This window comes from Variovorax sp. V116, from assembly GCF_041154435.1.
In the GTDB taxonomy this organism is placed as follows: domain Bacteria; phylum Pseudomonadota; class Gammaproteobacteria; order Burkholderiales; family Burkholderiaceae_C; genus Variovorax; species Variovorax paradoxus.
Window position 1 is genome coordinate 4,209,244 of record NZ_AP028661.1, and the last position, 23,869, is coordinate 4,233,112.

General features: G+C 68.9%; 23 protein-coding genes. 9 read left to right on the top strand and 14 right to left on the bottom strand.

Annotation, left to right across the window (positions count from 1 at the left end; genetic code table 11):
• Window positions 1–17 precede the first annotated feature (17 nt).
• The 8 genes from ACAM58_RS19945 to apbC form a co-directional block, all read right to left on the bottom strand.
• Window positions 18–812 carry an ABC transporter ATP-binding protein gene (locus ACAM58_RS19945; protein WP_015866843.1) on the bottom strand — a complete coding sequence of 265 codons (795 nt, stop codon included), beginning with the start codon at window positions 810–812 and terminating at the stop codon, window positions 18–20.
• Window positions 809–1,558, bottom strand: coding sequence for a molybdate ABC transporter substrate-binding protein (gene modA, locus ACAM58_RS19950; RefSeq protein WP_369663392.1), 750 nt, complete (start codon window positions 1,556–1,558; stop codon window positions 809–811). The genes ACAM58_RS19945 and modA overlap by 4 nt, the downstream gene beginning before the upstream one ends.
• A gap of 28 nt (window positions 1,559–1,586) precedes the next feature.
• A complete protein-coding gene (modB, locus tag ACAM58_RS19955) occupies window positions 1,587–2,270 on the bottom strand; it encodes a molybdate ABC transporter permease subunit (RefSeq protein ID WP_015866845.1) in 684 nt (227 codons plus the stop codon).
• A 113-nt stretch (window positions 2,271–2,383) separates the two neighbouring features.
• Window positions 2,384–2,731: a winged helix-turn-helix domain-containing protein gene (locus ACAM58_RS19960; protein ID WP_018906443.1), complete on the bottom strand. Its 348-nt coding sequence runs from the start codon at window positions 2,729–2,731 to the stop codon at window positions 2,384–2,386.
• Between the two features lie 84 nt (window positions 2,732–2,815).
• Window positions 2,816–5,689, bottom strand: a complete 2,874-nt coding sequence (fdhF, locus tag ACAM58_RS19965; RefSeq protein WP_369663393.1) for a formate dehydrogenase subunit alpha — start codon at window positions 5,687–5,689, stop codon at window positions 2,816–2,818.
• Window positions 5,686–7,431 (bottom strand): NAD(P)H-dependent oxidoreductase subunit E, encoded by a 1,746-nt coding sequence (locus ACAM58_RS19970; protein WP_051128046.1) that lies wholly within the window; start codon window positions 7,429–7,431, stop codon window positions 5,686–5,688. The genes fdhF and ACAM58_RS19970 overlap by 4 nt, the downstream gene beginning before the upstream one ends.
• A gap of 247 nt (window positions 7,432–7,678) precedes the next feature.
• The gene (locus ACAM58_RS19975) at window positions 7,679–8,623 is read right to left on the bottom strand and encodes a LysR substrate-binding domain-containing protein (RefSeq protein WP_319427358.1); all 945 of its coding nucleotides are present in this window, start codon (window positions 8,621–8,623) and stop codon (window positions 7,679–7,681) included.
• A 15-nt stretch (window positions 8,624–8,638) separates the two neighbouring features.
• Window positions 8,639–9,730, bottom strand: coding sequence for an iron-sulfur cluster carrier protein ApbC (gene apbC / locus ACAM58_RS19980; RefSeq protein ID WP_015866850.1), 1,092 nt, complete (start codon window positions 9,728–9,730; stop codon window positions 8,639–8,641).
• A 102-nt stretch (window positions 9,731–9,832) separates the two neighbouring features.
• On the opposite strand from apbC, the gene ACAM58_RS19985 reads away from it, so the two are divergent.
• Window positions 9,833–11,026 (top strand): patatin-like phospholipase family protein, encoded by a 1,194-nt coding sequence (locus tag ACAM58_RS19985; RefSeq protein ID WP_369663394.1) that lies wholly within the window; start codon window positions 9,833–9,835, stop codon window positions 11,024–11,026.
• A 49-nt stretch (window positions 11,027–11,075) separates the two neighbouring features.
• Here the strand turns inward: ACAM58_RS19985 and ACAM58_RS19990 are convergent, their stop codons facing one another.
• The 4 genes from ACAM58_RS19990 to ACAM58_RS20005 form a co-directional block, all read right to left on the bottom strand.
• Window positions 11,076–11,762, bottom strand: coding sequence for a YceH family protein (locus ACAM58_RS19990; protein ID WP_369663395.1), 687 nt, complete (start codon window positions 11,760–11,762; stop codon window positions 11,076–11,078).
• A gap of 47 nt (window positions 11,763–11,809) precedes the next feature.
• Window positions 11,810–12,526 carry a phosphodiester glycosidase family protein gene (locus ACAM58_RS19995; protein ID WP_027730191.1) on the bottom strand — a complete coding sequence of 239 codons (717 nt, stop codon included), beginning with the start codon at window positions 12,524–12,526 and terminating at the stop codon, window positions 11,810–11,812.
• 26 nt (window positions 12,527–12,552) lie between these two features.
• Window positions 12,553–13,584 (bottom strand): isocitrate/isopropylmalate family dehydrogenase, encoded by a 1,032-nt coding sequence (locus ACAM58_RS20000; RefSeq protein WP_027730190.1) that lies wholly within the window; start codon window positions 13,582–13,584, stop codon window positions 12,553–12,555.
• Window positions 13,585–13,706: 122 nt separating this feature from the next.
• On the bottom strand, window positions 13,707–14,345 hold the full coding sequence (locus ACAM58_RS20005; RefSeq protein ID WP_369663396.1) for an LpxA family transferase: 639 nt from the start codon (window positions 14,343–14,345) through the stop codon (window positions 13,707–13,709).
• Between the two features lie 71 nt (window positions 14,346–14,416).
• On the opposite strand from ACAM58_RS20005, the gene metG reads away from it, so the two are divergent.
• On the top strand, window positions 14,417–16,513 hold the full coding sequence (gene metG, locus ACAM58_RS20010; protein WP_369663397.1) for a methionine--tRNA ligase: 2,097 nt from the start codon (window positions 14,417–14,419) through the stop codon (window positions 16,511–16,513).
• Window positions 16,514–16,535: 22 nt separating this feature from the next.
• Here metG and ACAM58_RS20015 read toward each other — a convergent pair whose 3' ends face one another.
• Window positions 16,536–17,207 carry a GntR family transcriptional regulator gene (locus ACAM58_RS20015; RefSeq protein WP_369663398.1) on the bottom strand — a complete coding sequence of 224 codons (672 nt, stop codon included), beginning with the start codon at window positions 17,205–17,207 and terminating at the stop codon, window positions 16,536–16,538.
• 58 nt (window positions 17,208–17,265) lie between these two features.
• On the opposite strand from ACAM58_RS20015, the gene ACAM58_RS20020 reads away from it, so the two are divergent.
• The 5 genes from ACAM58_RS20020 (at window position 17,266) to ACAM58_RS20040 (ending at window position 22,202) form a co-directional block, all read left to right on the top strand.
• Entirely contained in the window at window positions 17,266–18,021 is a 756-nt protein-coding gene (locus ACAM58_RS20020) for an enoyl-CoA hydratase/isomerase family protein (RefSeq protein WP_369663399.1), read from the top strand.
• A 43-nt stretch (window positions 18,022–18,064) separates the two neighbouring features.
• Window positions 18,065–19,039, top strand: a complete 975-nt coding sequence (locus tag ACAM58_RS20025) for a Bug family tripartite tricarboxylate transporter substrate binding protein (protein ID WP_369663400.1) — start codon at window positions 18,065–18,067, stop codon at window positions 19,037–19,039.
• Window positions 19,036–20,208 (top strand): CaiB/BaiF CoA transferase family protein, encoded by a 1,173-nt coding sequence (locus ACAM58_RS20030; RefSeq protein ID WP_369663401.1) that lies wholly within the window; start codon window positions 19,036–19,038, stop codon window positions 20,206–20,208. The genes ACAM58_RS20025 and ACAM58_RS20030 overlap by 4 nt, the downstream gene beginning before the upstream one ends.
• A gap of 23 nt (window positions 20,209–20,231) precedes the next feature.
• Complete coding sequence (locus tag ACAM58_RS20035) at window positions 20,232–20,456, top strand: hypothetical protein (protein WP_015866861.1); 225 nt, start codon at window positions 20,232–20,234, stop codon at window positions 20,454–20,456.
• A 69-nt stretch (window positions 20,457–20,525) separates the two neighbouring features.
• Window positions 20,526–22,202, top strand: coding sequence for a SulP family inorganic anion transporter (locus ACAM58_RS20040; RefSeq protein ID WP_369663402.1), 1,677 nt, complete (start codon window positions 20,526–20,528; stop codon window positions 22,200–22,202).
• On the opposite strand, the gene ACAM58_RS20045 is transcribed toward ACAM58_RS20040, so the two are convergent.
• Window positions 22,199–22,672: an outer membrane protein assembly factor BamE gene (locus tag ACAM58_RS20045; RefSeq protein ID WP_369664503.1), complete on the bottom strand. Its 474-nt coding sequence runs from the start codon at window positions 22,670–22,672 to the stop codon at window positions 22,199–22,201. The genes ACAM58_RS20040 and ACAM58_RS20045 overlap by 4 nt on opposite strands.
• Before the next feature lie 69 nt (window positions 22,673–22,741).
• On the opposite strand from ACAM58_RS20045, the gene ACAM58_RS20050 reads away from it, so the two are divergent.
• Window positions 22,742–22,948: a DUF3460 family protein gene (locus ACAM58_RS20050; RefSeq protein WP_015866864.1), complete on the top strand. Its 207-nt coding sequence runs from the start codon at window positions 22,742–22,744 to the stop codon at window positions 22,946–22,948.
• A gap of 68 nt (window positions 22,949–23,016) precedes the next feature.
• Window positions 23,017–23,853, top strand: coding sequence for a ScpA family protein (locus ACAM58_RS20055; RefSeq protein WP_015866865.1), 837 nt, complete (start codon window positions 23,017–23,019; stop codon window positions 23,851–23,853).
• Window positions 23,854–23,869 lie beyond the last annotated feature (16 nt).

Here is a 23,869-nt window from a genome sequence, read left to right on the forward strand (position 1 = left end):
CGCTTTCGCGCCGAGGGTCATCCGCGGCCGGTTGCGTCCTGCAGCAGCAGGCCGCGCAGCTTGCGGTGCAGCGGCGAAGCCTCGGCGGCCGGCACGCCGCCCGCCTCGCGCAGCGCGAAATCGCGGCTTTGCGCGTTGTGCAGGTCGATCTCGCGCACCACCTGGCCGTCGCTGTAGACGAAGGCCACGTCGGCCAGCGCCAGCACGTCCTCGATGTCGTGCGTGATCATCAGCACCGGAATGCCCCACTGGCGGCGCACCTGCGCGAGTTCCTGGCGCAGTTCGCTGCGCAGCATGGGGTTGAGCGCGGCAAAGGGCTCGTCGAGCAGCAGCACCTGCGGCTGGCAGGCCAGCGCGCGGGCCAGCGCCACGCGCTGCTGCTGGCCGCCCGAGAGCTTCTGCGGCCGGCTGTCGGCCAGCGCCGCCAGGCCGAAGCCTTCGAGCAGCGCCTGCACCCGCTCGGCCTCGCGCGGGGGCAGCCGGCGCCGGTGCCAGGCGGTCAGGCCGAACGCCACGTTCTCGCGCACCGACAGGTGCGGGAACAGCGCGTAGTTCTGGAACAGGTAGCCGATGCGCCGCGCCGGCGCCGGCACGTCGATGCCGCGGGCCGAGTCGTAGAGCGTGCGGCCGTCCAGCCGCACATGGCCCGCGGACGGATGCAGCAGCCCCGCGATGGCCTGCAGCGTGAGCGTCTTGCCCGCGCCCGAGGGGCCGTAGAGCGCGGCAAAAGGCACGTCGGTCGCGAAGCGCGCCGCCAGGTCGAAGCGCCGGGCGCCATCGGTGACGGTGAGCTTCAGGTCGACGTCGATCATGGCTTGCCGAAGCCGTGGCGCGCGAGCACCTCGCGCGCCGGGTCGCTGGAAAGAAAGGCCACGAAATCGCCGGCCAGCGCCTTCTGGCGGCTGTCGGCCACCACCGCGACCGGGTAGCTCACCGGCGTGACGGTGGTTGGCGCGAAGGCGACCCGGACCTTCTCGCTCATCACGGCCGCATCGGTGCGGTAGACGAAACCGGCCTCGACCTCGCCGCGGGCCACGTAGTCGAGCACCTGGCGCACGCTGTCGGCCTGCACGAACTTCGGCTCCAGCACGCTCCAGAGCCCCGCGCCTTCCAGCACCTGCCGCGTGTAGCGGCCGACCGGCACGGTGGCGGTCTTGCCCACGGCAATTTTCCGGACGCCCGCGCCGGCCAGGTCCTGCAGCGACTGGACGCCGGCCGCGTCCCTGGCCGGCTCGATCAGCACCAGGGCATTGCTTGCGAAGTTGCAGCGCGTGGCCGCATCGATGAGCTTCTGTTCGGCGGCGCGGCCCATGGTCTCCTGGTCGGCGCTAGCGAACACGTCGACCGGCGCGCCCTGCCCGATCTGCTGCAGCAGCACGCCCGAGGCCGCGAAATTGAAGCGCAGCGTGGCGCCCGGCTTCGCGGCCTCGAACTTCGGCCCGAGTTCCTTGAACGCGTCCATCAGGCTGGCGGCCGCGGACACGGTGATCTGCTGGGCCGCTGCAGCGAGCGGCAGCGCCATGGCCAGGACAAGAAGCAGGAGGCGGAACGCACGCATGTTGGTTTCCAGATTGGGGGTAAGGCGCTCAGCGCAGCGAGAAAAAGCGGTTCGACAGCACCAGCACGGTGACCGACAACAGCGAAGTCACCACCACCAGCAGCAGCGCGAGCTCGTCATGCCCGGCCTGCACCGCGTCGTAGATGGCCATCGACAGGGTCTGGGTCTGCTGCGGAATGGAGCCCGCCACCATCAGCGAGGCGCCGAATTCGCCCATGGCGCGCGCAAATGCGAGCAGCGTGCCGGCCAGGATGCCGGGCCAGGCCAGCGGCAGCGTCACGCGCAGGAACACCGAGAACGGCGACTGGCGCAGCGTGCTGGCGGCGGCTTCGAGCGAGCGGTCGACGCCCGCAAAGGCGGCGCTGGCCGACTTCAGCACCAGCGGCAGCGCCACCACGGCAGAGGCGACGACGGCGCCATGCCAGCTGAAGATGATGCTGTAGTCGAAATGCTCGCGCAGCCAGCTGCCGAGCGGGCTGTGGCGCCCCGCCGCCACCAGGATGGCGTAGCCGATGACCGTGGGCGGCAGCACCAGCGGCAGCATGAACACCGCCTCGAGCACCGTGCGGCCCGGAAAGCGCTTGCGCGCGAACACCCAGCCCAGCGCCACGCCGGCCACGAGCGCCAGCAGGGTCGCGACCGCGGCCACCTTGAGCGACAGCACCAGCGGAAACCAGTCGGCCGAGGCGATGAGGGAGTTCGTCGTATTCATGAAGATACAACGCAATTGTTGCACGAACAGGCGCTTCCCCCTGAAGAGGCATGCGTGGCGGGTGCGGGAGGATGGCGCCGATATCCCTTCGGATACAGCGCGGGGAACAGAGCTCAGGGTGCGAGCAGGCGCGTCAGCGCGCGCACGTCGGCCGCCGTGGCCAGGCGCGCGGCGTTCTCGATGGCACGGTAGTGCTTGACGATTTCCTCGCCCACGGGCGTGAGCGCGGTGCCGCCGCCGCGCGAGCCGCCGGCCGCGGTGTTCACGGCCGGGGAGCTCAGGGCGTTGTTCATCTCATCGATCAGCATCCAGGCGCGCCGGTACGACATGCCCAGCTGGCGCGCCGCGGCAGAGATCGAGCCGGTTTCCGCCACCGCCTCCAGCACGGCGACCTTGCCGGGGCCGAAGGCGATGCTGTCGTCCCTGTAGATGCGCAGGCGGAACTGGACTCTGGTTTTCATGCCGATGGTGATGCGAAGGAACGGTGCGGGAGGAGCTTGGGGCCAAGGTTAAACCATGGTCCCGGGGCCCTCGCCGCCCCGCCCTCAGTCCACCGCCGCGAGCACGCCGGAGCCGGTGCCGTAGCCGGCCGCCGCCATCGGCTGGCCGCCGCGCGCAATGCGCACCGCGCAGTACTTGAACTCCGGGATCTTGCCCATGGGATCGAGCGCGGCATTGGTCATCAGGTTGGCCGCCGCCTCGTAGTAGGCGAAGGGAACGAACACCGCGCCGCTGGGCGTGCCGTCGTCGCGCCGCACGTGGATGGCCACCTCGCCGCGGCGCGACTGCACCGTGATCACGTCGCCGGCCTCGAGGCCCAGCTTCAGCAGGTCGGCCTGGTTCATCGAGGCCGTGGCCATGGGCTCGAGCGCATCGAGCACCGTGGCGCGGCGCGTCATGCTGCCAGTGTGCCAGTGCTCGAGCTGGCGGCCGGTGATGAGCACGAAGGGGTACTCGGCATCGGGCCGCTCGTCCGCCGGAATGATGTCGGCCGGCACCAGCTTCACACGGCCGTCGGCCGTGGGAAAGTCGTCGATGAACACCGTGGGCTGGCCCGGATCTTCCTCGCTCAGGCAAGGGTAGGTCACGCTCGAATCGCGCTGCAGCCGCTCCCAGCTGATGCCGCTGATCACCGCATGCATGGCCTGGCGCATTTCCTCGTAGACCGCGGCCACGCCGGACTCCTCGCCCTCGTAGTTCCACGCGAGGCCCATGCCGCTGGCGATCTGCTGGATGATCCAGAGATCGGGCCGCGCGTCGCCCGGCGGGTTGAGCGCGCGCTTGCCCAGCTGCACCATGCGGTCGGTGTTGCTCACCGTGCCGGTCTTCTCGGGCCAGGCACTTGCGGGCAGCACGACGTCGGCGAGCCACGCGGTCTCGGTCATGAAGATGTCCTGCACCACCAGGTGCTCCAGGCTCGCGAGCGCATGGCGCGCATGGTTCAGGTCGGGGTCGCTCATGGCCGGGTTCTCGCCCATGATGTACATGCCGCGCACCTTGTGCGGATCGGTGTCGGGCGCGAGCGCCTTGTGCATGATCTCGACCACGGTGTAGCCCGGCGTCGCATCGAGCGGCGTGCCCCAGAAATCCTCGAACCACGCATGCACCGCTGGGTTGTCGACGCGCTGGTAGTTGGGGAACATCATCGGGATCAGGCCCGCGTCGCTCGCGCCCTGCACGTTGTTCTGGCCGCGCAGCGGATGCAGGCCCGAGCCCGGCTTGCCGATCTGCCCGGTGACGGTGGCCAGCGCAATGAGGCAGCGCGCGTTGTCGGTGCCGTGCACGTGCTGGCTCACGCCCATGCCCCAGAGGATCATCGCGCCCTTGGCCGTGGCAAAGGCGCGCGCCACTTCGCGCAGCGTTTCGGCCGGCACGCCGCAGATCGGCGCCATCGCCTCGGGGCTGTAGCCCTTGACGTTCTCGCGCAGCGCCTCGTAGTTGCTGGCGCGCGTGCGCACGAACTCCTGGTCGACCAGGCCTTCGTCGATCACGGCATGGATCAGCGCGTTGAGCATGGCCACGTCGGTGTCGGCCTTGAACTGCAGCGTGCGCCAGGCATGGCGGCTGATGTCGGTGCGGCGCGGGTCGGCCAGCACGATCTTGGCGCCGCGCTGGGCGGCGTTCTTCATCCAGGTGGCGGCCACCGGGTGGTTGGCCGTGGGGTTGGAGCCGATGACGAAGATCAGCCCTGCATGCTCCACGTCGTTGACCTGGTTGCTCACCGCGCCCGAGCCCACGCCTTCGAGCAGCGCGGCCACGCTGGAGGCGTGGCACAGCCGCGTGCAGTGGTCGATGTTGTTGCTGCCGAAACCCGTGCGCACGAGCTTCTGGAACAGGTAGGCCTCTTCGTTGCTGCCCTTGGCCGAGCCGAAGCCCGCGAGCGACTTGGGCCCGTGGCTGTCGCGCAGGCCCGAGAGCTTGCCGGTGGTGAGCGCGAGCGCCTCTTCCCAGGTGGCTTCGCGGAAATACTCGCTCCAGTCGTCCGGCCGCGGTGCATCGCCGAAATCCTTCGGCATGCCGGCCTTGCGGATCAGCGGCTTGGTCAGGCGCTGGGGGTGGTGCGCGTAGTCGAAGCCGAAGCGGCCCTTCACGCACAGGCGGTTGTGGTTGGCCGGGCCGTCGCGGCCGTCGACGCTGACGATCTTCTCATCCTTGACGTTGTAGGTCACGAGGCAGCCCACGCCGCAGAACGGGCACACCGAATCGACCTTGCGGTCGACAGCTTGCGAGCCGATGTGGCTCTTGGGCATCAGCGCGCCGGTCGGGCAGGCCTGCACGCATTCGCCGCAGGCCACGCAGGTGCTGTCGCCCATCGGGTCGTCCAGGTCGAACACGATCTTGCTGTCGCCGCCGCGCAGCGCGTAGCCGATGACGTCGTTGACCTGCTCTTCGCGGCAGGCGCGCACGCAGCGGTTGCACTGGATGCAGGCATCGAGGTTGACGGCCATCGCGGGGTGCGAGATGTCGGCCTTGGGCTGCTCGCGCCGCAGCGCCTTGAGTTCGGGCCGCACCGCGATGTCGAGCTTCTTCGCCCAGGCGCTGAGCTCGCCGTGCTGCTGGGTGGCGTCATCGCCGATCCATTTGTAGCCCTGGTCGGGCATGTCGGACAGCAGCATCTCGACCACCATCTTCTGGCTCTTGAGCGCGCGCTCGCTGGTGGCCTTCACTTCCATGCCGGCCGTCACGTTGCGGCAGCAGCTGGGCGCGAGCGTGCGCTCGCCCTTCACCTCGACCACGCAGGCGCGGCAGTTGCCGTCGGCGCGGTAGCCGTCCTTGAAGCACAAGTGGGGAATCTCGACGCCGTGGCGCTCGGCCGCCTTGTAGATGGTTTCGCCATCGAAGGCCTGGATGGCCTGGCCGTCGAGCGTGAATTCGATGGTTTGCGGCATCAGTTCCGCAAGTTTCGACGGGGCGTTCATGCCACCTCCTCCGGGAAATATTGCTGGATGCAGCGAATCGGGTTGGGGGCCGCCTGGCCGAGCCCGCAGATGGAGGCGTCGCCCATCACCTGCGCGAGGTCTTCGAGCGTGGCGTTGTCCCACACCGGCGCATGCATCAGCGCCGCGGCCTTGGCGGTGCCGACGCGGCAGGGCGTGCACTGGCCGCAGCTCTCGTGCTCGAAGAAGCGCATCACGTTGAGCGCGGCGTCGCGCGCGCGGTCGTGCTGGCTCAGCACCATCACCGCGGCCGAGCCGATGAAGCAGCCGTAGGGCTGCAGCGTGTCGAAGTCGAGCGGAATGTCGTTCATGCGCGCCGGCAGGATGCCGCCCGATGCGCCGCCCGGCAGGTAGGCGTAGAGCGAGTGGCCGTCGAGCATGCCGCCGCAGTATTCGTCGATGAGCTCCTGCACCGTGATGCCCGCGGGCGCGAGCTTGACGCCCGGGTGCTTCACGCGGCCGCTCACGCTGAAGCTGCGCAGGCCCTTGCGGCCGTGGCGGCCGAAGCCGCTGAACCAGGCCGCGCCTTTTTCGACGATGTCGCGCACCCAGTAGAGGGTTTCGAAGTTGTGCTCCAGCGTCGGGCGGCCGAACAGGCCCACCTGCGCGATGTAGGGCGGGCGCATGCGCGGTTCGCCGCGCTTGCCCTCGATGCTTTCGATCATGGCCGACTCTTCGCCGCAGATGTAGGCGCCCGCGCCGCGCCGCAGCTCGATGCGCGGCAGCGCGCAGGGCGGATCGGCCTGCAGCCGCGCCAGCTCGGTTTCGAGCAGCGCGCGGCAGTCGTGGTATTCGTCGCGCAGGTAGATGTAGCACTGCTCGATGCCGACGATCTGCGCCGCCACCACCAGGCCTTCGAGGAAGCGGTGCGGATCGCGTTCGAGGTAGGTGCGGTCCTTGAAGGTGCCGGGCTCGCCTTCGTCGATGTTGACCGCCATGAGCCGGGGCGCCGGCTGGTCGCGCACGATGCGCCACTTGCGCCCGGCCGGAAAGCCCGCGCCGCCCAGGCCGCGCAGGCCCGAGTCTTCCATGGTCTTGATGATGGCTTCGGCGTCCTGCTCGCCGTTGACGAGCGCGGATGCGAGCGCGTAGCCGCCATGCGCGCGGTAGGTGGCGTAGTCGGTGAAGGCCGGCATGCGCTCGATGGCGCCGGGCAGCGGCGAGATGCTTTTCTCGGCGAACGCGGCCGCGTCGAAGTACGCGACCGTGGCTTCCTCAGGGTCGGACTTCAGCGCCTGCAGCACCTTCGCCGTGGTCGCGAGCGGCACGGCCTGCCGGTCGACAGCCACCGCGGGCGCCTGCTCGCAGCGGCCGATGCAGGGCGCCGCAATCACGCGCACGTCGCCGCCCTCGACGCCGAGCAGTTCGGGCAGCCGCGCCAGCAGATCCCTGGCACCGGCCAGTTCGCAGGCCAGGCCGTCGCACACGCGAACCGTGAGGCCCGGCGCGGCCTCGTCGCCGCGCACCACCTCGAAGTGGTGATAGAAGGTCGCGACCTCGTAGACCTCGGCCATCGGGATGTTCATTTCCCGCGCCAGTGCCACCAGGTGGCGGTCGTGCAGGCAGCGGAAGGCGTCGTTGAGCTTGTGCAGGTGCTCGATGAGCAGGTCGCGCCGGTGGCCCTCGGCCGGACGCGCACCGATCAGCGTGCGCACTTCGACGAGCGCCGCTTCGTCGGGCTGGCGGCCCTTGAGCTTGCTCTTGCGGCGGATGCGCTCGCGCATTTCGTCGGCGGTGGCGAGCGGCACGATGGTGTGCGTGCTGGCTGCTGCCTTTGTTGTTGTCTCGCGGGTCGTGGCTGGGTGGTTGTTCACTGCCTGGGCCTTTTTTCGATGTCTCGGGAATGCCCCCCAGCAAGGCTTGAGGGCTGACCGAGTGTGTGGGGCGGCCCTGGGCGCGTCAAATTCGATCGGCACATCGATCGATTCAATAACTAAATGGCCGTCCGTCCGGGACGGCGCCGCACCAAGGCTATTCGCCGAGCGCGCCGCTGTGCAGCCGCACCTGCTCGCGCCATGCCGGCGTCTGCAGGAACACCAGGGCGGCATCGAGCGCGCGGGAGGGGCGCACGCCGGTCTGGGTCATGAAGCCCAGTGGCGTCTTGACCTCGGGGGCGACCAGCGGCAGGGCCTCCAGCTCGCGGTAGCTGCGCACGGCCGCGACCATCGACCCCGGCAGCACGCTGCTCACGGTGCCCGCGAGCACGGCCAATGCAAGGGTAAGTACCGAGTTGGTTTCGATGGCCGGCTCCAGCGCAATGCCGGCGTCGCGCAACGCCTGGTCGATGATGGAGCGGTTGTGCATGTCGGGCGTGAGCAGGCACAGCGGCCGCTGGCCGGCCTCGGCCCACGACATCGGCTGGCCGATGCGCAGCCGGTCGGCCGAGGGCTTGGCCGCGCGCCGCAGCAGGAAGTAGTGCTCCACGCTCTGCGGCCATGCCGTAAGCTTGATGCCCGGCAAATGCATGCGCTCGGTGTAGCCGAGCGCGAGGTCGACCGAGAGGCTTTCGAGCCCCGTTTCCAGGTCTTGCGAGCTCATCGAGAGCACCGCCGGCACGATGCCCGGATGCAGCTCGTGCAGCATCGCGGCAAAGCGCGACAGCATCGGAATGGCGGTGGGCACGGCCGCCATGCGCAGCCGCCCGCGCGGATGGCCCTCTTCGCTGCGCAGCTCCTGCTGCAGCACCTCGTTGTCGCGCAGCATGCGCTGCGCCGTGGCCAGCACCCGCTCGCCTTCGTGCGTGAGGCCCACGTAGACGCGCGCCCGCTTGACGATGACCACGCCAAATTCGCTTTCGAGCGAGCGCAGCGCATTCGACAGCGCCGGCTGAGTGATGTGGCAGGCCTGCGCCGCGCGTCCGAAATGCTTGTGCTCGCTGAGCGCGACCAGGTAGCGCATCGACGCGAGAAGATTCACGGGGCGCGCCGCCGGTCAGGTGTTCTTGCTGATGGAGATGGTCGGGAACTTCGCCGAGAAGTCCTTGGCCTTCTCGGCAATGCCCACGGCCACCTGGCGTGCGACGGCCTTGTAGATGCCGGCCACTTCGCCGTCGGGGTCGGCCACCACGGTCGGCTTGCCGCTGTCGGCCTGCAGGCGGATGTTGATGTCCAGCGGCAGCGCGCCCAGGTAGTCCATCTGGTATTGCGCCGCCATCTTCTTGCCGCCTTCGGAGCCGAAGATGTGCTCGACGTGGCCGCAGTTGGAGCAGATGTGCACCGCCATGTTTTCCACGATGCCCAGGATCGGCACGCCGACCTTCTCGAACATCTTGATGCCCTTCTTGGCATCGAGCAGCGCGATGTCCTGCGGCGTGGTGACGATCACCGCGCCGGTCATCGGCACGCGCTGCGAAAGCGTGAGCTGGATGTCGCCGGTGCCGGGCGGCATGTCGACGATCAGGTAGTCGAGGTCTTTCCAGTTGGTCTGGCGCAGCAGTTGCTCCAGCGCCTGGGTGGCCATCGGACCGCGCCAGATCATGGCTTCGTCCTGGTCGACCAGGAAGCCGATCGACATGACCTGCACGCCGTGGTTCTCGAGCGGCTCCATGGTCTTGCCGTCCTCGCTCTCGGGCCGGCCCTCGATGCCCAGCATCATCGGCTGGCTCGGGCCGTAGATGTCGGCGTCCAGCAGCCCGACCGCCGCGCCTTCGGCGGCCAGCGCCAGCGCCAGGTTGGCGGCGGTGGTGCTCTTGCCCACGCCGCCCTTACCGGACGCCACCGCGATGATGTTCTTCACGTTGGGCATCAGCTGCACGCCGCGCTGCACCGCATGGCTGATGACCTTGGTCGTGATGTTGACCGAGACGTTGCTCACGCCCGGCACCGTCTTTGCGGCCGCCACCAGCGCCTTGCGCATGGCCGCGTGCTGGCTCTTGGCCGGGTAGCCGAGCTCGAGGTCGAACGACACGTCGCCATCCGCGATCTGCAGGTTCTTGAGCGACCGGGTCGCCACGAAATTCTTGCCGGTGTTGGGGTCTGCGACGGCCTTGAGCGCGTCCATGAGCCCCTCTGGGGTGAGTGCCATTGATCTAACTCCTGAATGGCGGGTAGTCTAGTGGGTCTCATGGCTCGCCCCCGGGTGCGCATGCATCGCCTTTCCCCCACCGGGGACAACAACACCCATCCAATGCCAGAGACACCTCCCGCCACCGGACTCCTGCTCACCGGCGGCGGCGCCCGGGCCGCCTACCAGGTCGGCGTGCTCGAGGCCATTGCCGGCCTCCGGCGCGCAGCGGGCCTTGCGGGCCGGCGCAATCCCTTCGAAGTGATCACCGGCACCTCGGCCGGCGCCATCAACGCGGCCGCGCTGGCCTGCGGCGCCGACGACTTCGACGGGGCCGTCGAGCGCATCGCGCAGGTCTGGCGCGACTTTCACGCCGGGCAGGTCTACCGCGCCGATTCGCTCTCCGTGCTCGGCAGCGGCACGCGCTGGCGCATGCTGCTCGGGCTCGGGCGCTTTGCCGCCAACTGGATGCGCATCAAACCGCGCTCGCTGCTGGACAACGCGCCGCTGGCCGAGCTGCTGGCGCGCATGGTGCCGCTCGAGCGCCTGCCCCGGCTCATGCAGCAGGGCCACCTGCAGGCGCTGGCCGTGACTGCCTCGAGCTACAGCTCGGGCGAGCACGTCACCTTCTTCGAGGCCGCGGTGCCGATGGAGCCCTGGGTGCGCTCGCAGCGGCTGTCGGTGCGCGACCGCCTCAGCCACGCGCACCTGCTGGCCTCGTCGGCCATTCCCTTCGTGTTTCCGGCCACCGCGCTGCCGATGCAGGGGCACACCGAATATTTCGGCGACGGCTCGATGCGCCAGTCGGCGCCCATCGCCGCGGCCATCCACCTGGGTGCCCAGCGCATCCTGGTGATCGGCGCAGGCCGCATGCACGAGCCGCGCGACGCCGACGCGCCCAACACCTACAGCGGCTATCCCACCATGGCGCAGATCGCGGGCCATGCGCTGTCGAGCATCTTTCTCGATGCGCTGGCGGTGGACATCGAGCGGCTGCGGCGCATCAACCACACGCTCGGCCTCATTCCCGAGGAAGCGCGCGCATCGAGCACGCTGCGCCCGCTCGACCTGCTGGTGATCGCGCCGTCGGAGCGCCTGGACGTGATCGCGGCGCGCCATGTCGATGCACTGCCCGGCGCGGTGCGCCACCTGCTGGGCGGCTCCAAGGTTGCGGCCGACGTGAAGGGCGGTGCGCTCGCGAGCTACCTGCTGTTCGAGGCGGGCTACACGCGCGAGCTGATGGCGCTCGGGCGGGCCGACACGCTGCGCCAGCAGAGCGAGGTGCTGCGGTTCTTCGGGTGGGATGCGGCGGCCTGAAGCAGGTCAGCGCGCACCGCCGCTGTCGCCAGGAACACTCCTCAACGCGCTACCCCGCCTCGGAAATCCCAAGCTCCGAGCACACCCGCCCCACCAGCGCCTTCAGCGACGCGAGCTCGGCCTCGAGCCGCGCCACATTGGCCCTGAGCGCGGCAACCTCGCCGAGCGATGCATCGTGCGCGCCGTAAGCAGCATCGGACGACGCACCCGCGGGCCCCGCAACTTCTTCCGCCGGCGCGCCGCTCAGCAAGTGCGCCCAGCGGCTTTCGCGCGCGCCCGGCAGCCGCGCGAGCTTCACCACCAGCGCGCCGGCCGGCCGCTCGGCGAGCTCGTCGAGAAAAGCCTCGACCGACGAAATGTCCGCGAAGTTGTGCATGCGGTCGCAGGCGATGCGCAGTTCGCCCGCCGTTTGCGGACCGCGCAGCATCAGCACCGTGAGCAGGATCACCGACTGCGACGGAATGCGCAGCACGCGGTCGATGTTGTGCTCGTAGCGGAATGCCCGGCCGCCGCTGGTTTCGGCCACCAGGCTGTAGCCCTTGAGGCTGTCGATGGCGGCCTGCACCTGGGCCTCGCTCAGGTCGAGCACCGGGTTGCGGCTGGTCTTCTGGTTGCAGCCGGACACCAGCGAATTGAGCGTCAGCGGATAGCTGTCGGGCACGGTGCGCTGCTTCTCGGCCAGCACGCCGAGCACGCGGGTTTCGACGAGCGAAAGAATGGGAAGGGCCTGGGTCATTGCTCAAGGAATCCTGAATGAAAACGAGGGCGGCAAGGGCCGGCTGTTCACGGCACCGCCACGCCGAGTATCGGTCCCAGCTCCCGGGTGAAGTCGCTGCGCCGCAAGGCAAGCGAATGCAGTGCCGACACGGTGCCGTCGAGGTAGAGCGCGTCGCGGCAATGCAGCACGTCGCGAAAGTAGAGCGCGAACTCGTAAAAGTTCACCGGCTGCTCGCTGATCACGAAGATCGCCGTGTGGCCCGACACGCCCACGCCGTTGCGGATCTTGCGCGAATCGGAATCCGGGATGAAGGCGGGATGCACCACGCCGCGGCGCAGCAGCAGCGGGCCCGACTGGGTCGCCAGCCGAACGCCCTCTTTCGGCAGCGCCGCATATTCGGACGACTCGACCACGCGCGGCCCCGCATCGGACACCAGGAACACGCCGTTCGGCTTGAGGAAGAAGTTGCCCGCACCGGCCGCCAGGTTGAGCGGCGCCTCCTCGCGTCCCTCCTGTACCAGCAGGCCGACCGGGGAAAAGTCCGCGTGGTACATGCCGGCATTCATCGCGAACACGAGCTGCCGGTTGCGCGCGGCGAGCCAGGCTTCGAGGCGGTCGAAGCGCTTGAACGGGGCGCCGCTGTCATCGTGCAGGAACAGCTCGAGCCGCTCCTTGCGCACGTCGATCTTCACGACGGTGTAGCGCGGTTCGGCGGCAGCCGCTGAGGCCAGGCTGGCCGCGCCGGCCAGGCACAGGGCCAGCAGGAGCAGCAGCTTTCTCATGAAGCCACGGAAAGCCGCCTCTGGCTTCAGCCGTTCTGGATGCGGGCGACCAGCGCCTTGGTGAACGCCGCCGTGCCGGCGCTGCCGCCCAGGTCGCCGGTGCGCACCTTGTCGACGTTGAGCGTGTCGTCGATGGCCTTGCGCAGGCGCGTGGCCAGATCGGGCAGCCTGACGTGCTCGAGCATCAGCGCGGCGGCCAGCAGCAGTGCCGTGGGGTTGGCGATGCCCTTGCCGGCGATGTCGGGCGCCGAGCCGTGCACGGCCTCGAAGATCGCCGCATCGGCGCCGATGTTGGCACCGGGCGCCATGCCCAGGCCGCCCACCAGGCCCGCCACCAAGTCGGACAGGATGTCGCCGAACAGGTTGGTCGTCACCAGCATGTCGAACTGCCACGGATTGAGCACCAGCTTCATCGCGCAGGCGTCGACGATGATGGTGTCGAGCTCGAACTTGCCCTTGTACTTCTCTTCGTAGAGCCTGAGGCCCGTCTCCAGGAACAGGCCGGTCAGCACCTTCATGATGTTGGCCTTGTGCACCAGCGTGACCTTCTTGCGGCCGGCGGCAATGGCGGTCTCGAAGGCGTATTCGAGCAGGCGCAGGCAGCCCTGGCGCGTGTTGATGCCGGTGGCCATGCCCACGGCGTGCGGATCGCCGTCGATGCGCACATAGTGCTCGTGGCCGATGTACAGGCCCTCGAGGTTCTCGCGCACGACCATCAGGTCGATCTTGTCGAAGCGGCCGCCCGGAATGATGGTGCGCGCGGGGCGCAGGTTGGCGTAGAGCTGGAATTCCTCGCGCAGCCGCACGTTCGACGAGCGGTAGCCTCCGCCCGAGGGCGTCTCGAGCGGGCCCTTGAGGGCCAGGCGGGTGCGGCGGATGCTGTCCAGCGTGGCCTGCGGCAGCGGATCGCCCGAGGCCTGGACGCCGCCGAGGCCGGCGATCTGGCGGTCCCATTCGAAGGGCGCCTTCAGCGCATCGAGCGCGGCCAGGGTGGCGTCGACGATCTCGGGGCCGATGCCATCGCCGGGAATCAGGGTTGCGGGAATGGGGGTGGTCATCGGAAACTCGCTTTCTGTATATCCATCTTGTATATCTCTTTGCCCTATCAGCAGAGAGGGCGTTCGCAAAACGCGCGGGATGGAGCATACGTCGCGCCGGAGACACCCCGGCGCCTTTCGGGTCACTGGGGGTCCGGCAACTCCTGGTCGAGCAGCGAAGCGCGGGCGATCACGAGGCCGGGACGCAGCAGCGCGCCGGGCGCGATCACCGCGTTGGCACCGATGCGCACGCCGTCGCCCGCCAGCGCGCCGAACTTCTCGCTGCCCGTGGCCTGCAATGCGCCGCCCTCGCCGCCTCGCACGAAGATCTGCTTGGCGGCACGCTCGTTGCGGTGGTTGCAGACGATGCTGCCGGCCTCCAGGTTCACGCCCGCACCCAGCACCGAATCGCCGACGAAATTGAAGTGCGCAAGGGCCGTGCCCGCGAAGACGAAGGACGACTTGAGTTCCGAGCCCGGGCCGAGGGTGCAGCGCTCGCCCACCCAGTTGCCGCCGCGCAGATAGGCGCCGGCCGCCACGAAGCAGCCGGCGCCAATGATCAACGGCCCCTTCAGCACTGCGCCGGCTTCCACGTTGGCGCTGCGGTGGATCGCCACTTCGCCTTCGACGGCAAATTCGCCCGCCGGCAGCGCCGCGAGCAGTTCGCGGACGATTTCCGCCGCCCGCGCGGTGATTTCCCAGGGCGCCAGCCCACCCCAGCGCGCGAGCGGCGAGGCGGCAAAGCCGGCGATGTAGGCGGTGAGATCGATGGCATTCGGCATGCTGCGATGCTGCCACCTAAAATGCCCGGTTCCCGCAAGTTCGTCGCCACTCCCCGAAAGCGCCCTCCCCGATGTCCGCCCCGCGCAAGCTCTTCGTCACCACCGCCCTGCCGTATGCCAACGGCAAGTTCCATATCGGCCACATGATGGAATACATCCAGGCCGACATCTGGGTGCGGAACCAGCGAATGAATGGCGCTGAGGTCAACTTCGTGTGCGCCGACGACGCGCACGGCGCGGCCATCACCATCGCGGCCGACAAGGCCGGCGTGACGCCGCAGGCCTTCGTGGCCGAGATCGCCGCGGGCCGCAAGCCCTACCTGGACGGCTACTACATCTCGTTCGACAACTGGCACTCGACCGACGCGCCCGAGAACCACCAGCTCGCGCAGGACATCTACCGCGACCTGCGCGCCAACGGCCTGATCGAAACCAAGAGCGTCGAGCAGTTCTACGACCCCGAAAAGGGCATGTTCCTGGCCGACCGCTTCATCAAGGGCGAGTGCCCCAACTGCCACGCCAAGGACCAGTACGGCGACAACTGCGAGGTGTGCGGCGCCGTCTACGCGCCCACCGAGCTGATCAACCCCTACTCGGCGCTGTCGGGCGCCAAGCCCGAGTTGCGCAGCTCCGACCACTTCTTCTTCAAGCTCTCGGACCCGCGCTGCGAGGCCTACCTGAAGGAATGGACCGCCGCGCCCGGCCACGTGCAGTCCGAAGTGCAGAACAAGATCCGCGAGTGGCTCTACAAGGACGACGAAGGCAAGGGCGGCCTCGGCGACTGGGACATCAGCCGCGACGCGCCCTACTTCGGCATCGAGATTCCCGATGCGCCGGGCAAGTACTTCTACGTGTGGCTCGACGCGCCCGTGGGCTACCTGGCCTCGCTCAAGAACCTGCTGGACAAGCGCTGCATCGAGCTCGGCGGCGACGGCATCTCGTACACCGAGTACATGGCCGACCCGGACCTGGAGCAGGTGCACTTCATCGGCAAGGACATCATCACCTTCCACACCCTGTTCTGGCCCGCGATGCTGCACTTCAGCGGCCGCAAGGCGCCCGATGCGGTGTACGTGCACGGCCACCTCACGGTCAGCGGCGAGAAGATGAGCAAGAGCCGCGGCACCGGCATCGACCCGCTGCGGTACCTGTCGATCGGCCTGGACCCCGAATGGCTGCGCTACTACATCGCGGCCAAGCTCAACGGCCGCAACGAGGACATCGACTTCAACCCCGAGGACTTCGTGGCGCGCGTCAACAGCGACCTCGTGGGCAAGTACATCAACATCGCGAGCCGCGCGGCCGGCTTCATCGGCAAGCGCTTCGGCGGCAGGCTGGGCGAAGTGTCGGCCGACGGCGACGCACTGCTGTTCGCGCTGCGCGATGCGGCACCACAGCTGCATTCGCTCTACGACGGCCGCGACTACGCCCGCGCGCTGCGCGAGGTGATGGCGCTGGCCGACAAGGTGAACGAATACGTCGACCAGAACAAGCCCTGGGAACTGGCCAAGAAGGAAGGCCAGGAAGCGCGGCTGCACGACGTGTGCACCGTGTGCATCGAGGCCTTCCGCCTGCTCACGCTGTACCTGAAGCCGGTGCTGCCGGCGCTCGCCACCAATGTCGAGGCCTTCCTCCGGATCGAGCCGCTCGCCTGGGCCGACGCCGCGCAGAGCCTGCCGGCCGGCCACGCCATCGGCGAGTACAAGCACCTGATGCAGCGCGCCGACGCCAAGATCGTCGACAAGCTGTTCGACGCGCCCGAGGTGCCGGCTGCTGCGGCCGAAGCCGCCACCGCCGATGCACTGCCGGGCGGCGAAGCCATCGCGCCCACGATCACCATCGACGACTTCGTGAAGATCGACCTGCGCATCGCGAAGATCGTTGCCTGCGAGAAGGTCGAGGGCTCGACCAAGCTGCTGCGCCTGACGCTCGATGCGGGCGAGGGAAAGACCCGCAACGTGTTCAGCGGCATCGCATCGGCCTATCAGCCCGAGCAGCTCGTGGGCAAGCTCACGGTGCTGGTCGCCAACCTCGCGCCACGCAAGATGAAGTTCGGCATCAGCGAAGGCATGGTGCTGGCCGCGAGCCATGGCGACGAAAAGGCCCACCCCGGCATTCATGTGCTCGAGCCCTGGCCGGGCGCAACGCCGGGCATGCGCGTTCGTTGAGAAACAGGCTGCGGCTGGGTAGCTAGCCGAGCTTGTTGACCAGCACCAGGTCGGCAAACACCTTGCCGCCCACCGAGATGTGGTCGCGCATCGCCTCCGCGGCGTTGTCCGCGTGGCCCTTCAGGATCCACTCCACCACCCGCTCGTGCTCGCGCTGCGACGCGGCCAGGCGACCGGGCTTCTCGAACATCCGCCCGCGGTAGGCCGCAATGCGCAGGCGCACGGTCTGCGCCTGTTCGACGATGAACGGGTTGCCGCTCGCGCGGTAGATCACGTCGTGCAGCGCGGCATTGGCAAGCTGGTAGCCCTCCGCGTCGTCCGCCTGCGCCCGGGCGGCCGTGCCTTCGAGCGCGCGCTGCAGTTCGATGCGCAGCGCCGGCCCGATGCGCAGCGCTGCGAGCCGCGCCAGCACCCCTTCGAGTTCGCCCAGCGCTTCCATCATGGCGACGAGTTCGTTGGCGCGCAGCTGGCGCACGTAGATGCCGGTGCGCGGAACGATGTCGACCAGCCCGCGCGCGCTCAGCAGCAGCAGGGCCTCGCGCACCGGTGTGCGCGAGATGTTGAAGCTCGCGGCCAGCGCCTTTTCGTCGATCGGCATGCCGGGCGACAGCGTGCCGTCCAGGATGTCTTTTTCAAGCCGGCCGCGGATCTGGTCCTGCAGGCTGCTGGCGTCAAGGGTTTTCGCGGGTTGCATGGGTGCGTGGATATTAGCTAACCTTGTAGATATATCAATTGATCTCTTTGGTACATCAATGCTTCCCACCCTCCAGATCGACGGCCACGTCGCCTACCTCACGCTGCGCCGGCCGCAGGCCGCCAACAAGCTGACGCCGGAGGACCTGCCCGCCATCGTTGGCCATCTGGAGACGGTGAACGGCTCGCCCAGCGTGCTGGTGCTGGTCGTTCGCTCCGAAGGTAAATATTTTTGCAGCGGCTACGATATATCAGAGGTCGCCGCCAGCAGCCAGACCGAGGGCCGCAGCTTCGGCGAGATGGTCGATGCGCTGGAAAACTGCCGCGCCGTCACCATTGCGGCGGTGCATGGCGGCGTGTTCGGCGGCGCCACCGACCTGGTGCTGGCCTGCGACTTCCGCGTGGGCGTGCGCGCCGCCGAGATGTTCATGCCGGCCGCCCGGCTCGGCCTGCACTACTACCAGAGCGGCATGGAGCGCTATGTCTCCCGCCTTGGGCTGGACACGGCCAAGCGGCTCTTCCTCACGGCCGAGAAGCTCGACGGCAGCGCGATGCGCGACTGCGGGTTCCTCACGCAGCTGGTGGACGACGCAGCGGCGCTCGACGCCGAAGTGCTGCGCCTGCGCACCACGCTCGCCGGCATGGCGCCGCTCGCGCTGCTGGGCATGAAGAAGCACCTGAACCAGATCGCGCGCGGCACGGCCGATGCCGCCTCGATCCAGCGCGAGGTGCAGCGCACCGTCGCATCCGAAGACCTGGCCGAAGGCGGCCGCGCCTGGCGCGAGAAGCGCCCGCCGGTCTTCAAGGGCCGCTGAGCGCGGCTCCTCCGGCACATCGACAAGACACAGGAGACAAGGCATGAAAAAAGAAATACGGGCCGTTTCGCTCGCGGCCGTGGCATGGCTCGCCTCGGCCGGCGCGCTCGCGGACAGCTACCCCTCGCGCCCGATCACGCTGGTGGTGGGCTTCCCCGCGGGCGGCGGCGCCGACACGGTGGCGCGCATCGTGAGCGACAAGCTGGCCAAGATCCTCGGCCAGCCGATCGTCATCGACAACAAGCCCGGCGCGGGCACCACCATCGCGTCGGACCAGGTCGCGCGCGCGGCGCCCGACGGCTACACGCTGCTGCTGGGCAGCGGCAACCTGTACGGCAGCGACAAGCTGCTCTACAAGGCCGTGAAGTACGACGGCGCCAGGAGCTTCGTGCCCATCTCGCGCTGGAGCTCCGCGCCGATGCTGCTCGCGGTCAACAAGGACGTGAGCGCGCAGAACGTGCAGGCGCTCATCGCCCAGGCGCGGCAAAGCCCGGGCAAGCTGGCCTATTCGTCGTCGGGCACCGGCGTGGTGACGCACCTGGCGGGCCTGTCGTTCGAGAAGGCCGCCGGCGTGACCATGCTGCACGTGCCGTACAAGGGCGGCGCGCCGTCGATCCAGGCCGTGGCCGCCGGCGACGTGCAGCTGACCTTCGGCACACCGCCCTCGGTGCTGCCGATGGCGCAGGGCCAGAAGCTGCGCGTTCTGGCCGTCACCTCGGGCCAGCGCTCGCCGCTCTTTCCCGACGTGCCGAGCGTCGCCGAGGCCGGCGTGAAGGGCTACGACTTCACCTTCTGGTTCGGCCTGTTCGCACCGGCCGGCCTGCCGCCCGAACTGGCGCAGAAGCTGTTCGACGCCAGCGTGGCGGCGCTCAACGATCCCGAGGTGAAGGCGCGGCTCGAGAAATCGGGCAACGAGGCGGCGCCCTCGAAGTCGCTGGCCGAGTTCCGCACTTGGGCGCTGGCCGAGGGCGCGAAATCGAAGGAACTCACCGAGCGCTCCGGCGCGACCGTCGAATGACCCCGGCCGCACCGCAAGAACTGCCAGGCGGCCCGCTGCAGGGCTTCACCGTCATCGACCTGACGCGCGTGCTCGCAGGACCCTACTGCACGCTGCTGCTCGCCGACCTGGGCGCGCGCGTGATCAAGGTGGAGCAGCCCGGCCTGGGCGACGACGCGCGGCAGATCGGGCCCTTCGTCGACGGCGACTCGGCCTACTTCATGTCGGTCAACCGCAACAAGGAGTCGATCGCGCTGGACCTGAAGGCACCGGCCGACCGGGCCGTCTTCGAACAGCTGCTGGCCACGGCCGACGTGCTGGTCGAGAACTTCCGGCCCGGCACCATGGAGAAGCTCGGCTACGGCTGGCCGCAGCTCCATGCGCGCTTTCCGCGGCTGGTGTTCACCTCGGTCTCGGGCTTCGGCCAGACCGGCCCCTACAGCCGGCGCCCCGCCTACGACATGGTGGTGCAGGCGATGGGCGGCATCATGAGCCTGACCGGCCACCCGGGCGCGCCGCCCACGCGCGTGGGCGTGTCGATCGGCGACCTGGGCGCCGGCCTGTACGCGGCCATCGGCACGCAGGCCGCGCTGCTGCAGCGCGGGCGCACGGGCCTGGGCGACCGCGTGGACGTGGCGATGCTCGACTGCCAGGTCGCGCTGCTGGAGAACGCGATCTCGCGCATGGAAGCGGACGGGCGCGCGCCGGGGCCGATCGGCTCGCGGCATCCGTCGATCACGCCCTTCGACGTGTTCCGCGCGGCGGACGGCTGGTTCGTGATTGCGGCAGGCAACGATGCGCTGTTCCAGCGCCTGTGCGCGGCGCTCGAACTGCCGGCGTTGCCCGAGGATGCGCGCTTTGCCACCAACCCCGAGCGCTGCCGGCACCACGAGGCACTGAAGCAGCTGCTGGAGCAGCGCCTGGCCGCGGCGCCCTGCGCGCACTGGCAGGCGCTGCTGATGCAGCACAACATTCCCACGGGCGGCTACAACGACGTGGCCGCGGTGGTGAACGATCCGCAGGTGCAGGCGCGCGAGATGCTGGTGCAGGTCCGCACGCAGGGCGGCCGGCCGCTCACGGTGGCGGGCAATCCGGTGCACGTGGGCGGCCACCGCACGCAGGTGGCCAGGCAACCGCCGCGGCTGGACCAGGACCGCGAGGCCATCCTCGCGGGGCTGGCGCCGCCCTGAGCGCGCGGGTGCAAAATCCGCGCATGCAAAGCCCCCGCCCCCGCTTCCGACCTTTCGTTCTCGCGGCGCTCGGCCTCGCCGGCGCCCTGCTGCTGGGCGGCTGCGCCGTGGTCACCGTGGCCAGCACCGCCGTGAGCGTGGGCGCCGGCGCGGTCGGGCTCGCGGCCGATGCCGCCATCGGCACCGCGCGCATCACCGGCAAGGCCGTGGGCGCGGCCGCCGACGCGGTGATTCCCGACAGCGACTGAGCCGGCGGCGCCCCCGCGCTGCCCGCAAGCCTTCCTGCGCACGCGGCGCGCGGGTCACAATGGCGCCACATGCAGTCACCGCTGAACATCACCCGCTTCCGCCCGCGCCTGCTGGACGCGATGGCGAGCTACAGCCGGGAGCGCTTCTTCAAGGACCTGGGGGCCGGCGCCACGGTGGGCATCGTGGCGCTGCCGCTGGCCATGGCCTTTGCCATCGCCTCCGGGCTCAAGCCCGAGGCCGGCATCTGGACGGCGATCATCGCGGGCTTCCTGATCTCGCTGCTGGGCGGTTCGGCGGTGCAGATCGGCGGGCCGGCCGGCGCGTTCATCGTGATCGTCTACGGCATCGTCGAACGCTATGGCGCGGCCAACCTGCTGATTTCCACCGCCTGTGCCGGCGTGCTGCTGTTCGCGGCGGGGCTGTTCGGGCTCGGGCGGCTGGTGCGCTTCGTGCCGCTGTCGATCGTGGTCGGGTTCACCAACGGCATCGCGGTGCTCATCCTGCTGTCGCAGCTCAAGGACCTGCTCGGGCTCACGGTCGCCAAGATGCCGGCGGACGTGTTCTCGCAGCTGCATGCCATGGCGTTGCAGATCGGCACCTTCAATCCCTATGCCTTCGCGCTCGGGCTGGCCTGCCTGGCCGGCCTCGCGATCTGGCCGCTGCTGCTGCAGGGCGAATCGAAGGTGGGCCATGCGGTGCAGCGCCTGGCCGGGCGCATGGCGCGTACGCGCGCGGTGCAGGTGGGCTCGCGCATGCCGGGGCCGATCGTCGCGCTGGTCACGCTCACGCTGGTGTCGTGGGGCTTCAGCCTGCCGGTGGAGACCATCGGCACGCGCTTCGGCGGCATTCCCGAAGGCCTGCCGGCCTTTGCGCTGCCCGACTTTTCATGGGAAACGGTCAAGCAGTTGGTCACGCCGACGCTGACCATCGCGATCCTGGGCGCCATCGAGTCGCTGCTGTGCGCGCGCGTGTCGGACCAGGTCAGCGGCCAGCCGCGCCACGACCCGAACCAGGAGCTGATGGCCCAGGGCATCGCCAACGTGGTGGTGCCCTTCTTCGGCGGCATGCCGGCCACCGGCACCATCGCGCGCACCGTGACCAACATCCGCTCGGGCGCCAGTTCACCGATCGCGGGCATCGTGCATGCGCTCACGTTGATGGTGGTGGTGCTGCTGGCCGCGCCGCTCGCGCGCCACGTGCCGCTCGCGGTGCTGGCGGGCATCCTGGTCTTCGTGGGCCTGAACATGGGCGAATGGCGCGAGTTCACGCCGGGGCAGCTGCGCCACTTCAGCCGCCACTACCGGCTGCTGATGCTCGACACCTTCTTTCTCACGGTGGTGTTCGACCTGACGGTGGCGGTGCAGGTGGGCCTTGTGCTGGCCTGCGCGCTCTTCATCCGGCGCATGAGCGAGCTGTTCAGCGTCGAGCTGGTCACGATGCAGCCGCCGGTGCTCACCTACCGGCTCTACGGCGCGCTGTTCTTCGGGGCGGCGGCCAAGCTGGACGAGGCCGTCAACGCGGCCGAAAGCGCGCCGCGCGGCATGACGGTGGTGCTCGACGCCACGCACCTCATCTACCTGGACGCCACGGGCGTCGACGCGCTGCGCCAGCTGCACCGCGCGGTGCTGGCGCGCGGCGGGCTGCTGCGGGTGGAATCGCTGCAGCCGCAGCCGCTCGAGGTGATCGTGCGCTCGGGTTTTGCCGACGAACTGACGAGCGGCCAGCCGCACGGCACCGAAGGCTAGTTGGCCTCGGTGCTCCGGTCGGGCGACGAGCCGCTGCGCACCACGCGCTGGTCGTCGTTGAGGGTGGCGGTGAACACCATGGGCGAATTCGGCGGCTGGACCCAGCGCCATTCCCACTCGGTTTCGCGCTTCCGCGCATAGGGCGTGATCTTCGCCGGCTTGCCGAGCATCTTGCGCAGGTCTTCCATCATCATGCCCGGCTGCACCTTGGCGAAGTTCTCGGGCGTCAGCACCTGGCGCAGCGCGCTCATCCTGCCGTCGGCGCCGATGGTGATCATGTAGTTCTTCTGGCCCTGCGGCTGGCGGTTGTACTCGAACACGCGGCCGCCGGGCGCATCCCAGATGTTCTCGGGCTGGCCGAACCTGGCGCGCACGTCGGCTTCGGTGGAGACGCCTTCTTCCAGTTCGCTGATGCGCTGGTTGTCGCAGCCCGCAAGCCCGATCACACCCGCCAGCAGTGCCGCCGCCATGCCGATCCGCCACTGTTTTCGCTGCTTCATTCCATCCCCGGTAAAATTCGCGCCACAAAGGTCCAGTCTATGTCCATCTTCCGCCGCCCCCACTACACCTCCGAGATCACCAACTTCATCGAGGAGATGAAAGCCAAGAAGCCGACGCTGGAAGCCGAACAGCGTGCCGGCCGCGCCCTGCTCTGGGACAAGCACCTCGACCGCAGCCTGCTCGAGGAGTACAGCGAAGCCCGCGTGCCGCAGCAGCCGTACGTCTACCAGACCCAAGCCAAGTAATGGTGCCCAGCCGGCATCCATCGTTTGCCGCCGTCGTGCGCAGCTATTGAAATGATAGCAAGCACCCGATGAAGGACAACGAGGACAGCGACACGCTCGTGGCCAGCATGCCCGAAGTGGTCGACCAGGTCGCGCTCGCGAGGCTCTATGGCGAGCCGTTGTTCGCGATGCCGAAGGACCTGTACATCCCGCCGGAGGCGTTGCAAGTCTTCCTCGAGGCCTTCGAGGGCCCGCTCGATCTGCTGCTCTACCTGATCAGGAAGCAGAACTTCAACATCCTCGACATCCCGATGGCGGGGCTCACGCGGCAGTACCTGAGCTACGTCGACGAGATCCGCCAGACCAACCTGGAGCTCGCGGCCGAGTATTTGCTGATGGCCGCGATGCTGATCGAGATCAAGTCGCGCATGCTGCTGCCGCCCAAGAAGGTGGCCGACGGCGAAGAGGCCGAAGACCCGCGCGCCGAGCTCGTGCGCCGCCTGCTCGAGTACGAGCAGACCAAGCTGCAGGCCGCCGCCATCAGCGCGCTGCCGACCTACGGACGCGACTTCTGGAAGGGGCAGGTCTACATCGAGCAGTCGCTCAAGCCGCGCTTTCCCGATGTGAACGTGATCGAGCTGCGCGACGCCTGGGCCGACATCATGAAGCGCGCCAAGCTCGTGCAGCACCACAAGATCTCGCGCGAGGAGCTCAACGTGCGCGAGCACATGAGCATCGTGCTGCGCCACCTGCAGGGGCAGCGCTTCGTCGAATTCGAGAAGCTGTTCGACGTGTCGCGCGGCGCGCCGGTGCTGATCGTCACCTTCATCGCGATGCTCGAGCTCGCGAAGGAAACGCTGATCGACATCACGCAGGCCGAGGCCTTCGCGCCGATCTACGTGCGGCTGGCCTACTCGCCCGCCTGAGCCTCTTTCCTACTTC

Coding starts and splice junctions, on each gene's coding strand:
- ACAM58_RS19945 (WP_015866843.1), bottom strand. CDS start 812: ATGATCGACGTCGACCTGAAGCTCACCGTCACCGATGGCGCCCGGCGC.
- ACAM58_RS20005 (WP_369663396.1), bottom strand. CDS start 14,345: ATGCCGAATGCCATCGATCTCACCGCCTACATCGCCGGCTTTGCCGCC.
- metG (WP_369663397.1), top strand. CDS start 14,417: ATGTCCGCCCCGCGCAAGCTCTTCGTCACCACCGCCCTGCCGTATGCC.
- fdhF (WP_369663393.1), bottom strand. CDS start 5,689: ATGAACGCCCCGTCGAAACTTGCGGAACTGATGCCGCAAACCATCGAA.
- modB (WP_015866845.1), bottom strand. CDS start 2,270: ATGAATACGACGAACTCCCTCATCGCCTCGGCCGACTGGTTTCCGCTG.
- ACAM58_RS20020 (WP_369663399.1), top strand. CDS start 17,266: ATGCTTCCCACCCTCCAGATCGACGGCCACGTCGCCTACCTCACGCTG.
- ACAM58_RS19960 (WP_018906443.1), bottom strand. CDS start 2,731: ATGAAAACCAGAGTCCAGTTCCGCCTGCGCATCTACAGGGACGACAGC.
- ACAM58_RS19985 (WP_369663394.1), top strand. CDS start 9,833: ATGCCAGAGACACCTCCCGCCACCGGACTCCTGCTCACCGGCGGCGGC.
- ACAM58_RS19990 (WP_369663395.1), bottom strand. CDS start 11,762: ATGACCCAGGCCCTTCCCATTCTTTCGCTCGTCGAAACCCGCGTGCTC.
- modA (WP_369663392.1), bottom strand. CDS start 1,558: ATGCGTGCGTTCCGCCTCCTGCTTCTTGTCCTGGCCATGGCGCTGCCG.
- ACAM58_RS20025 (WP_369663400.1), top strand. CDS start 18,065: ATGAAAAAAGAAATACGGGCCGTTTCGCTCGCGGCCGTGGCATGGCTC.
- ACAM58_RS20015 (WP_369663398.1), bottom strand. CDS start 17,207: ATGCAACCCGCGAAAACCCTTGACGCCAGCAGCCTGCAGGACCAGATC.
- ACAM58_RS20000 (WP_027730190.1), bottom strand. CDS start 13,584: ATGACCACCCCCATTCCCGCAACCCTGATTCCCGGCGATGGCATCGGC.
- ACAM58_RS20040 (WP_369663402.1), top strand. CDS start 20,526: ATGCAGTCACCGCTGAACATCACCCGCTTCCGCCCGCGCCTGCTGGAC.
- ACAM58_RS20045 (WP_369664503.1), bottom strand. CDS start 22,672: ATGGCGGCGGCACTGCTGGCGGGTGTGATCGGGCTTGCGGGCTGCGAC.
- ACAM58_RS20050 (WP_015866864.1), top strand. CDS start 22,742: ATGTCCATCTTCCGCCGCCCCCACTACACCTCCGAGATCACCAACTTC.
- ACAM58_RS19995 (WP_027730191.1), bottom strand. CDS start 12,526: ATGAGAAAGCTGCTGCTCCTGCTGGCCCTGTGCCTGGCCGGCGCGGCC.
- apbC (WP_015866850.1), bottom strand. CDS start 9,730: ATGGCACTCACCCCAGAGGGGCTCATGGACGCGCTCAAGGCCGTCGCA.
- ACAM58_RS20030 (WP_369663401.1), top strand. CDS start 19,036: ATGACCCCGGCCGCACCGCAAGAACTGCCAGGCGGCCCGCTGCAGGGC.
- ACAM58_RS20035 (WP_015866861.1), top strand. CDS start 20,232: ATGCAAAGCCCCCGCCCCCGCTTCCGACCTTTCGTTCTCGCGGCGCTC.
- ACAM58_RS20055 (WP_015866865.1), top strand. CDS start 23,017: ATGAAGGACAACGAGGACAGCGACACGCTCGTGGCCAGCATGCCCGAA.
- ACAM58_RS19970 (WP_051128046.1), bottom strand. CDS start 7,431: ATGCGCGAGCGCATCCGCCGCAAGAGCAAGCTCAAGGGCCGCCAGCCC.